We start from the raw sequence: 10,700 nt of genomic DNA, 5'->3' as shown, positions 1-10,700 counted from the left end.
GGCACGCGCGGGCGCGGGTCCGGAAGGCGGCGGCCGGCGGCGCGCGGCACGCGCCGAGGACCTCGGCTTCGACATGGGCCCGGACATCGACCTGGAGGACCTGCTCGGCGGCATGTTCGGCGGCCGGGGCAGGCGGCGCTGGGGCCCCGTGCCGGGCGCCGACCAGGAGGCTGAGCTGACCATCACGGTCGAGGAGGCCTACAACGGCGGGCGCCGCGGCCTCACGCTGCCCGGCGGGCGCCGGATCGACGTGACGATCCCCAAGGGCGTCACGAACGGGCAGCGCATCAGGCTCGCCGGCCAGGGCGGGCAGGGCGGCGAGGGAGCCGCCCCGGGCGACCTCTATCTGATCGTGCGGATCGCCGATCATCCCCGCTACCGCGTGGAGGGCCGCGACATCCACGCACACCTGCCGCTCACCCCGTGGGAGGCGGCGCTGGGCGCCACGGTCGCCATCGACACGCCGGGCGGCGAGGCGAAGCTGAAGGTGCCGCCGGGCACGTCGAGCGGCCGCCGGCTGCGGCTGCGCGAACGGGGTCTGCGCAGTCCCCGCGGCGAGACCGGCGACTTCTTCGCCGAGGTGAGGATCATGGTGCCGCCGCGGCTCACCGACGCGGAACGGCGCCTGTTCGAGCAGCTCGCCGCCGTGTCCCGGTTCGACCCCAGGAGGCGTACATGATCTACGCGCTGGTCCGGCCGTCCCGGCTGGACCTGGACTCCTTCTCACGGGCCACCGGGCTGCACCCGCAGACCGTCCGCCGGCTGGTGACGCTGGGCCTGCTCGATCCCGTCACCGACGCCCGGGGAGAGCCGTGCTTCCCCCTCTCCCAGGTGGCGGCGGCGGCACGCATTCAGAGGCTGCACGAGGGACTGATGATCAACTACGCCGGCATCGGCGTGGTCATCGACCTGCTCGACCGGATCGAGGAGCTGGAGACCGCCCTGCGCGAACTCACGCGACGACACTAGGGAGACCCGGAGTGGATCCGAACCGAATGACGCAGAAATCGCAGGAGGCGCTGCACGACGCCCAGACCAAGGCCCTGCGCCACGGGCACACCGAGGTCGACGGCGAGCACCTCCTGCTGGCCCTGCTCGAACAGCCGGAGGGGCTGGTTCCGAGGCTGCTGGAGCAGGCGGGGGCCGACGAGAAACGCCTCCTCACGGAGCTGGAGGACGAGCTGTCACGCCGGCCCCGCGTCAGCGGGCCGGGCGCCGCCCCCGGCCAGGTCTTCGTCACCCAGCGCCTGTCACGGCTGCTCGACGCCGCGGAACGGGAGGCGAAACGGCTCAAGGACGACTACGTCTCCGTCGAGCACCTGATGCTGGCCCTGATCGAGGAGGGACCGGGCGCCGCGGCCGGGCGGCTGCTGCACGCACAGGGCATCAGCAGGGACCGGTTCCTCCAGGTGCTCACCGCCGTGCGCGGCCACCAGCGGGTCACCTCGGCCATGCCCGAGGTCGCGTACGAGGCGCTGACGAAGTACGGGCGTGACCTCGTCGCCGAGGCCCGCTCGGACAGGCTCGAACCGGTGATCGGCCGCGACGGCGAGATCCGCCGCGTGATCCAGATCCTGTCGCGCAAGACCAAGAACAACCCGGTGCTGATCGGCGACCCCGGCGTCGGCAAGACGGCCATCGTCGAGGGTCTCGCCCAGCGGATCGCCCACGGCGACGTGCCCGAGGGGCTGCGCGACAAGAGCGTGTTCAGCCTGGACATGGGCTCGCTCGTGGCCGGGGCCAAGTACCGCGGGGAGTTCGAGGAACGCCTGAAGGCCGTGCTGACCGAGGTGAAGGCGGCCGAGGGGCGGCTCGTGCTGTTCATCGACGAGATCCACACCGTGGTGGGGGCGGGCGCGGCCGAGGGCGCCATGGACGCTGGCAACATGCTCAAGCCGATGCTCGCGCGCGGCGAGTTGCACATGATCGGCGCGACCACCATCGACGAGTACCGCAAGCACATCGAGAAGGACGCGGCCCTGGAACGGCGGCTCCAGCCGGTGCTGGTCGACGAGCCGTCCGTGGAGGACACCATCTCGATCCTGCGCGGGCTGCGCGAGCGGCTGGAGATCTTCCACGGTGTGAAGATCCAGGACAGCGCCCTGGTCGCGGCCGTGACGCTGAGCCACCGCTACATCTCCGACCGCTTCCTGCCGGACAAGGCGATCGACCTGGTCGACGAGGCGTGCGCCATGATCCGGACCGAGATCGACTCCATGCCCGCCGAGCTCGACGAGCTGACCCGGCGCGTCAGGCGCCTGGAGATCGAGGACGCCGCGCTCTCCAAGGAGGACGACTCCGCGAGCGAGGCCCGCCTCGCCGAGCTGCGCAAGGAGCTGGCCGACCTGCGCGCCCAGGCGGACGCGATGCGGGCGCAGTGGGAGGCCGAGCGCGCGGCGCTGCGGAAGGTCCAGGCGCTCCGGCAGGAGCTGGAGGCCCTGCGGCGGGAGGCCGAGCAGGCCGAACGCGACTACGACCTCAACCGGGCCGCCGAGCTGCGGCACGGCGAGATCCCCGAGCTGGAGCGGCGGCTCCGCGCCGAGGAGGAGCTGCTGGCCACCCGGCAGAACGGGCGGCGGCTGCTGCGCGAGGTGGTGACCGAGGAGGAGATCGCGGTCATCGTCTCCCGCTGGACCGGGATCCCGGTGAGCCGCCTGGAGGAAGGCGAGCGGGAGAAGCTGCTCCGGCTGGACCAGATCCTGCACGAGCGCGTCATCGGGCAGGACGAGGCCGTGCAGCTCGTGGCCGACGCCATCATCCGGGCCCGATCCGGCATCAAGGATCCCCGGCGTCCCATCGGGTCGTTCCTCTTCCTCGGGCCGACCGGGGTGGGCAAGACCGAGCTGGCGAGGTCGCTCGCGGAGGCGCTCTTCGACACCGAGGACAACCTGGTCCGCATCGACATGAGCGAGTACCAGGAACGCCACACGGTCAGCCGGCTCGTCGGCGCGCCTCCGGGCTACGTCGGCTACGAGGAGGGCGGCCAGCTCACCGAGGCGGTGCGGCGCAAGCCGTACTCGGTGGTGCTGTTCGACGAGATCGAGAAGGCCCACGCGGACGTGTTCAACGCGCTGCTGCAGGTCCTCGACGACGGGCGGCTGACGGACGCCCAGGGCCGGACGGTGGACTTCCGCAACACCGTGATCATCATGACGTCGAACATCGGCTCGCAGTACCTGATCGACGGGGTCACGCCCAACGGCGAGATCAAGCCCGACAGCCGCGAGATGGTGCTGGCGGAGCTGCGCCGGCACTTCCGGCCGGAGTTCCTGAACAGGGTCGACGACGTCGTGCTGTTCAAGCCGCTGACCGAGCCCGAGATCGAGCGGATCGTCGAGCTCATGTTCAATGACATCAGGAAGCGGCTGGCCGAGCGGCGGCTCACCCTGGTGGTCACGGACGATGCGCGCCGCGTCATCGCCACCCGGGGCTACGACCCGGTCTACGGCGCCCGGCCGCTGCGCCGCTTCATCGCCCGCGAGGTCGAGACCAGGATCGGGCGCGCCCTGCTCAGCGGTGACGTGCCCGACGGCTCGACCATCACGGTCGACGCCGCCGAGAAGGACCAGCTGGTCGTCACCTTCCGGCCGCCCGCCGGCTGACCTGCCGTCCTCAGCCGTGACCCGCGTGAACGGCCTCGGCCCGGTCGCCCCGCACCGTGTCGGCGAACGCCGCCGGGTCCCGAGGCAGATCGTCGCCGCGCCACGCCACATGGCCATCCGGGCGGACCAGCACGAAGGACCGTTCGTAGAGCTTGGCGACCTCCCCGTCGCCTCCGTTCCGCACGGTCAGCGGCACGCCCCGCTCGGCGAACGCGCCCTCGACTCCCGCGAGTCCGTCGTGCTCGGCGAAGCGCAGCAGGACGAACCCCTGCCCGAACAGGTCGAGCGTGGAGGTCGTGGCGTCCCACCAGGCGTGCGCGGCGCGGTAGCCCGGCTCGCTGCCGGGGCGCCAGCCGGCGTCCGGCCTGCCGTCGCGCATCGGCACGTCAGGGTCGTCGATGATGGCTGGGGAGCGGTAGCGCAGCCCGAAGTGGATCTCCGGGGCGTCGAACTCTCGCCGCGCGCCGCTGCTCTCCAGCCGCTCCGCCATCTCCGTACGGGCCCGCTCGCCCTCGGGCCCGTCCAGGTGGACCTCGGGTGGCACCTCCCTGCGCATGGTGCGTTGCAGGTTGAGGTTGGCCTCGTTCAGGCTCTCCACCGCGATCGGCCTGCGCTCGGTCTCGTACGTGTCGAGCAGCCGGCGCCCGGCCCAGCCGTTCAGCGTGGCGGCGAGTTTCCAGCCCAGGTCGGCGGCGTCGCCGATGCCGGTGTTGAGCCCGAAGCCGCCGGAGGGCGACAGGGTGTGCGCGGCGTCGCCGGCGAGGAAGACGCGCCCGGCCCGGTAGCGGTCGGCGACGCGGTGGGTGAGATGCCACTCGCTGTCGCCCAGCAGCTCCACGGGGGTGTCGAGGGCGAGGGCGTCGCTGATCAGTGACAGCGCGTCGACGCGGTCAGCAGTGTCGTCGTCCACGCCCACGACCAGGTTGTACAGGTCGCTGCCGTTCAGCGAGCGCATGGGGAAGCGCAGCGTGGACGACAGCATGAGGAAGTAGACGAGGGCGGCGCGGTCGCCGAGCCGCTCCTTGAGCTCGGGGGCGCGGAAGAGGACGTTGCGGAAGACCTGCGTACGGTGGCGCGCCGGCGCGTCGATGCCGCAGGACTGGCGGATGGGAGAGGCGGCGCCGTCGCAGGCGACCAGGAACCGCGCCCGGACGGTGCCGGTCACGCCGGTGGCGTGGTCGGTGAGGGTGGCGTGGACGTGGTCGTCGGCCTGCACCACGCGGTCGACGGTCGTACGGAGCCGGAGCGGACCGTCCGGGTGGACGCCCACGGCCCGCGTCAACACCGGGTTCAGCCAGTGCGCCGGGCATATCTGGTCTGGCTCGGGCGTGTGCGCGAAGGCCGGGCGGTTCCCGGCTGTTCCACGGCGGTACCGGTAGATCTCGTGGCCGCCTACCCTGGTCACCCAGGCGATGTCCAGGGGGTGGTCGGCCGGCCATCCGGCTCCGCGGATGGCGTCCGCGACACCCCAGCGGCGGAACAGCTCCATCGAGCGCGGACCGATCGTGCTCACCTTGGGATGCCGGACCTCGCCGTCACCGGCGTCGACGACCACGCAGTCGATCCCGCGGTACGTCAGGTCCAGCGCCAGCACCATCCCGACCGGGCCGCCGCCCACGATCAGCACGTCGGTCCACTCACCGGAATGCGGCATATCGTCCTTACCTTTCTTCGGGGGAGGCTCAGGGCGGGCGTCGGGTGTGGCTTCTCGCGACGGTGGTGTGCCGGGAGGCACAAAGGGGCCCTCCCGGCGCTTCAGCGGCTCACGGGCGTTCCGCGGTGACCAGGAGGCAGCCGAAATCGTCGACGCCCGCCAGGTCGGACGGCTGGAAGTCGTCCTCGGGGAAGTGGAAGTTGCTCTCGTCGAGGGCCGCGGGACGGTCCTCGACGGTCGCCAGCTTCGCCAGCTCCTGACCGGTGCGCAGCGTGGTCTGCTCCGTGACGTCGACGATGCCGCGCAGCCGCAGGCCGGAACGGTGGAGCAGCGCGACGTAGTCGTCGACGTCCGCCATGGTCGACATGAGGCCGTTGCAGAACTTGTCGATGCCCGGGTGCCGCACCTCCTTGCGCGGGAAGCGCTCGAACACGTCGGTCAGGACGAGCCGGCCGCCGGGCACGAGCACCCGGCACACCTCGGTGAGCACCTGCTGCCGGTCCGGCATGTGGCAGAGCGACTCCAGGGCCATCACGGCGTCGAACGTCTCGTCCGCGAAAGGCAGCTTCATCGCGTCGCCATGCTGGAACACGGCCCGGTCGGCGACCCCGGCCTCGGCCGCCAGCCGGTTGGCGGTCTTGATCTGCTCCTCGCTGATGCTGATGCCGGTGACCCGCGCACCGGTGCGCGCCACGACCCGCAGCCCTGGACCACCCACCCCGCAGCCCAGGTCGAGGACATGGGACGAATCGCCCACCCTCATCCGGTCGATGAACACGTCGGTGAGCCGGTCCATCGCCTCCTCGATCGAGGCCTCGGAGTCCGGTGTGTCCCAGTAGCCGATGTGAACGTTGGGGTTGAAGGCGCCGTCGTTCATCGCGCTCAGCGTCAGCCGGTCGTACAGCTTGCCGACGGCTTCCGGCACGGGCAGGGTCTGGGCGGAGTCGGTCATGGCAACGGCCTTTCGGGTCGACAGATGCGGGAGGGGTGGTGCGGGGCTGCCGCACACAGAGCATCACGCCGCGAGGGGCGCGGAGAAGCGGAGCGGACGAAAACCCGCTCATTCACGCGGGGGGCGGGCACCTGCTCCGGCCCGACCGGGTGGGCGGAACACCGTTCAACCCATGCGCCCCCGAGGACGCTGGGGGATACGGACTGCTCGCGGGCGCGCGAGCGGTCGCGCGGCTCGGACTGTCAGGCGTCGGCGGTCACCGCGGCATCCGGGAACCGTCCCCTCTCGATCTCCTGGCACCGGGCGTAGTCCGGCAGCAGGCCCTGCTTCCGCGCCTCGGCAAGCGTGATCGCCGTACGGTCCCGCTCGGACAGGACCAGTTCGGCGTCCCTGTCGATGGGCAGCCCGAGGGCGGGGTCGAGGACGTAGAGGGCGAGTTCGTTCTCCGAAACGTAGCTCTCGGAGAGCATGTACGACATGACGGTGTCGTCCTGCAGCGCCACGAACGCGTGGCCCACTCCCACGGGGAGATAGGTGGCCCGGTGATCCTGCTGGTCCATCAGCACCGAGTCCCACCGGCCGAACGTGGGCGAGCCGACCCTGATGTCGACCACGATGTCCAGGGCCTTCCCGCGTGCGCAGTAGACGTACTTCGCGGTACCGGGCGGCGTCGTGGTGAAGTGGACCCCCCGAACCACGCCGCGCCGGGACATGCTGTGGTTGGTCTGCGCGACGCGGAAGAGCGGGGCGCCGTGCGCCTCGGCGAACGCCTCCTCCTGGAACGGCGAGATGAACAGGCCCCGTTCGTCGGGGAAGACGCGAGGGGTGAACTCAAGTGCTCCCTCGACAGCGAGTTCGCGTGCTTCCATATCTGCTCCCGTGGCTCGGTGAACGGCTCGGCGGAATGGGGCGGTCAGCGGGGTGTCACAGCGTTGCCAGCACCTCGCGCACAGCGTGGATGACCTTGTCCTGGAGGTCCTGGGAGAGCGAGGGATACATCGGCAGCGAGAAGATCTCCGCGGCCAGCGCCTCGGTGACCGGGAGCGAGCCCGTGGCGTATCCGAGGTGGGCGAATCCGGTCATGGTGTGCACCGGCCACGGATAGCTGATGTTCAGATGGATGTCGTAGGCCTTGAGGCGCCCGATGATGTCGTCGCGCCGGGGGTGGCGCACCACGTACACGTAGTACACGTGGTCATTGCCCGGGACGGTGCGCGGAAGTTCGAGACCGGTGTCGGCGAGGCCGTCGGCGTAGCGCTGCGCGACGGCCCGGCGGCCGGCGATGTAGGCGTCGAGCCGCCCCAGCTTGCGCCGCAGGATCTCGGCCTGGACCTCGTCCAGCCGGCTGTTGTGGGCAGGCGTCTCCAGGGTGTAGTAGCGCTCTTCCATGCCGTAGTACCGCAGCCGCCGCAGCCGTCGCGCCACGGATTCGTCCGAGGTGATCGTCGCGCCGCCGTCGCCGTACGCGCCGAGGACCTTGGTCGGGTAGAAGGAGAAGGCGGCCACGTCACCGGTCGTGCCCGCCGGCGTGCCGCCCTGCCGGGCTCCGTGCGCCTGGGCGCAGTCCTCCAGAATGGCCAGCCCGTGCCGGGCGGCGAGTTCCGTCAAGGCGGCCATGTCCACGCACTGTCCGTACAGGTGCACCGGAAGGAGGCACCGCGTGCGTCGGGTGATCGCCGCCTCCACCTGGCTGGTGTCCATGAGGAAGTCGTCCGCGCGGACGTCGACGAAGACGGGGACGGCACCCGTGGAGTCGATGGCCACCACGGTCGGCGCCGCGGTGTTGGACACCGTGATCACCTCGTCTCCCGGTCCGATGCCCAGCGCCTGCAGTCCGAGCTTGATCGCGTTCGTCCCGTTGTCGACGCCGACGCAGTGGCCCACCCCGTGATAGGCGGCGAATTCCGCCTCGAAGCCGCGCACACTCCCGCCGAGCACGAGCTGCCCCGAATTGAAGACCGTCTCTACGGCGTCGAGGATGTCCAGGCGCTCGGCCTCGTACTCCGCCAGGTAATCCCATACACGCGTGGTCATGTGCCAGCCTTTCGGTGGGTGTGTGTCGGAAGTGGTTGCCTTCACCGGCCCTCGTCCCGCTGCAGGGCCAGGGCGGCGACAGTGCGGCGCACCGCTTCGGGAAGCGGGATCCGGGGGCGCCAGCCGGTGGCCGCCCGGAACGGGGACGAGTCGATGGTCACGCTCCGGAAGTCCGTCGCGGGGGCGTGCGAGGGTGGTTCCACGGACACCACGGCGACCGGGAGCCGCCCCGTGTGGTCGGACGTGGCCCGGGCGACGAGCCGGAAGACGTCGCCGAGTTCGTCGCCCCGGCCGGCGCCGATCAGCCAGTGGCCCCCCACCAGGGGACCCGGGTGGTCGAGCGCCGCCGCGAACGCCGCCGCGACATCGTCGACATGGACCAGGTCGCGCCGGACCGTGCCGTCGTGCCACATGGTGAGCGTCTGGCCCGCGAGCGCCCGCCGCGCCATGGCGGACACGACACCGCGGTCGGTGGCGCCGAGGGCCGCGCCCTCACCGAACACCGTGGGCAGGCGCAGGCTGACGCCGCGCACCCGGCCCTCGGCCGTGGCCCTCTTCAAGATCTGCTCCGCCGCGAGCTTCTGCCGGTCGTAGGCGGTCTCGGGGCGATCGGGCTCGCTGCCGTCGAGCGGCTCCCGCGGCGGCACGCCGACCTGCGAGGCGGCACCGCCGTACACCACCAGCGGGGGCGCCCCGTCGCCGGGGCCCGGCCGCATCACGTCGATGAGGTCCCGCATCACCCCCACGTTCACGCGTTCGGCCCCCGGCTCGGTCTCGGCCGCCCGCCACCCGCCGTCCGCCAGGAGCAGGTGCACCACCGCGTCCGAGCCCGCGACCGCCTCGGCGAGCGCCGCCCGGTCGGTGAGATCGGCGGTGACGACGGTCGTCTCGGCCGGGCCGGGAGCGGGCGCGCTCGGCCTGCGCGCCACCGCCCGCAGGCGGATCGGACGGCGCGCCAGTGCGCGGGTGACGGCCGAACCCACGAAGCCCGAGGCGCCGAGCACGGTGATCAGCGGTCGGGGGGTCGCCGGTGTGCGCTCCATGTCACGCCCCTCCTCGGGGCCGCGCCGCCACGGCGTTGAGGCAGGCCAGGAGCGTGCGGGCCTCCACGTTGAGATAGTGCCCGTGCCGGGTGAGGGCCCTGAGCTGGGCAGGGGTGGCCCAGGCGTAGTCGGGGGGCGGGTCGAGCGAGGCCCCGGTTCCGTCGGCGTCGACGGCGAGGTACCGGCTCCTGGCGTTCAGGAAGCGCCCGCCCTCCTCGGAGTGGATGGCCTGGTAACGGATGCGCGACGGCGGGGCGCCCAGGACGACATCGAGGAAGGGCGGGCGGTCCGCCGCCGGCAGGTGGGCGTAGTTGCCGGGGGTGCACTGGACGGTCGGGGCCAACTCGACCGTGTCCAGGAAGCCGCCCTCGGCCCGGGCGTGCACCAGCACGTGCGGCACCCCGTCGATCTCGCGCACGAGGAACGCCGAGACCCCCAGGCCGACGGGTTCGATCAACGGCTGGGTCCAGCTGACCACTTCGCGGTTGCCGGCCCGCACGGAGACGGCGGCGACCTTGAAGTAGCGGCCGTCCTCGTGCTCGATCGCCTCGACCCCGTGCTTCCAGCCGCGCACGGAGGCGAGCGGTATGAGCTGGGCGCGCACGTCGTGGCGGGAGCGCTCGCCGGTGAACCACGACAGGAGCTGAGCGTCCGAGAGCAGCGCACCGGGCGTCGTGTCCCGGTACGGCACGCAGGACAACACGGTCCTGGCGTTCATGTTGACCATGTCGTCCTCGTGCAGCAGTCGGGCGATCTGGCCGAGCGTGAGCCAGCGGAAGTCGTCCAGTGCGGGAACCTCGTCGACGGTCTCGACGATCATGTTGCGGTTGGACTTGCGGAAGAACCACGAGCCTTGTTCCGACTGGAGAACGTCGACGATGACCCGGTCGCGGTCGGGCCGGACGAAGTAGTCGATGAGTTTCACGTCCGTGCCCCGGTGGGCCTTGGTGTAGTTGCTCCGGGTGGCCTGCACGGTCGGCGAGAGCTGCAGCAGGTTGGGATTGCCCGGCTCCATCTTGGCCTGCATCAGGAAGTGCAGCACTCCGTCGAACTCCTTGGCCAGGATGCCCAGGATGCCCACTTCGGGCTGCCTGATGACAGGCTGCTGCCACTCCCGCCGGGGGCCGTCGCCGTAGGGGCCGTCGTGTTCCACCACGTGCATGCCCTCGACGGTGAAGAACCGCCCGCTGCGATGCACGAGATTGCCGGTGCCGCGCTCGAACCGCCACTCGTCCAGCTCCGCGAACGGAATGCGTTCAACGTGGAAGACGTTGGCCCGGCGGCGCTCGGCCAGCCAGGCGTGGACGTCCTCGGTCCGCAGATGCGCCCCGCGGCTGGTCGCGGCCGACAGAGCGATCCGGTCGGCCTGGTCGCGGTCCTCGCGCGGACGCGCGGCGGCGGGGGCGGGGGCGGGG

General features: G+C 71.6%; 9 protein-coding genes. 3 read left to right on the top strand and 6 right to left on the bottom strand.

Features of this window, described 5'->3' with window-relative positions:
* The 3 genes from DQW85_RS33805 to clpB form a co-directional block, all read left to right on the top strand.
* Positions 1-679, top strand: a 679-nt coding sequence (locus tag DQW85_RS33805; RefSeq protein ID WP_113703830.1) for a J domain-containing protein, incomplete at its 5' end; no start/stop codon positions are given.
* Positions 676-969, top strand: a complete 294-nt coding sequence (locus tag DQW85_RS33800; RefSeq protein ID WP_113703828.1) for a chaperone modulator CbpM — start codon at positions 676-678, stop codon at positions 967-969. The genes DQW85_RS33805 and DQW85_RS33800, both read left to right, overlap by 4 nt.
* Positions 970-995: 26 nt before the next feature.
* Positions 996-3,602, top strand: a complete 2,607-nt coding sequence (gene clpB, locus DQW85_RS33795) for an ATP-dependent chaperone ClpB (protein WP_240197594.1) — start codon at positions 996-998, stop codon at positions 3,600-3,602.
* Positions 3,603-3,612: 10 nt separating this feature from the next.
* Here clpB and staC read toward each other — a convergent pair whose 3' ends face one another.
* The 6 genes from staC to DQW85_RS33765 form a co-directional block, all read right to left on the bottom strand.
* Positions 3,613-5,256 (bottom strand): staurosporine biosynthesis monooxygenase StaC, encoded by a 1,644-nt coding sequence (gene staC / locus DQW85_RS33790; RefSeq protein ID WP_113703826.1) that lies wholly within the window; start codon positions 5,254-5,256, stop codon positions 3,613-3,615.
* 109 nt (positions 5,257-5,365) lie between these two features.
* Entirely contained in the window at positions 5,366-6,208 is an 843-nt protein-coding gene (locus DQW85_RS33785) for an SAM-dependent methyltransferase (protein ID WP_113703825.1), read from the bottom strand.
* A gap of 242 nt (positions 6,209-6,450) precedes the next feature.
* Positions 6,451-7,077, bottom strand: coding sequence for a dTDP-4-dehydrorhamnose 3,5-epimerase family protein (locus DQW85_RS33780; RefSeq protein WP_113703824.1), 627 nt, complete (start codon positions 7,075-7,077; stop codon positions 6,451-6,453).
* A gap of 55 nt (positions 7,078-7,132) precedes the next feature.
* Positions 7,133-8,242 carry a DegT/DnrJ/EryC1/StrS family aminotransferase gene (locus DQW85_RS33775; RefSeq protein WP_113703823.1) on the bottom strand — a complete coding sequence of 370 codons (1,110 nt, stop codon included), beginning with the start codon at positions 8,240-8,242 and terminating at the stop codon, positions 7,133-7,135.
* A 41-nt stretch (positions 8,243-8,283) separates the two neighbouring features.
* Positions 8,284-9,285: an SDR family oxidoreductase gene (locus DQW85_RS33770; RefSeq protein ID WP_113703822.1), complete on the bottom strand. Its 1,002-nt coding sequence runs from the start codon at positions 9,283-9,285 to the stop codon at positions 8,284-8,286.
* Between the two features lies 1 nt (position 9,286).
* Positions 9,287-10,700, bottom strand: a 1,414-nt coding sequence (locus DQW85_RS33765; protein ID WP_338043436.1) for an NDP-hexose 2,3-dehydratase family protein, incomplete at its 5' end; no start/stop codon positions are given.

It is taken from the genome of Nonomuraea lactucae (assembly GCF_003313395.1).
GTDB classification, from domain to species: Bacteria; Actinomycetota; Actinomycetes; order Streptosporangiales; family Streptosporangiaceae; genus Nonomuraea; species Nonomuraea lactucae.
The sequence above is the reverse complement of the archived record's forward strand: the minus strand, read 5'-3'. Positions and strand labels throughout refer to the sequence as shown.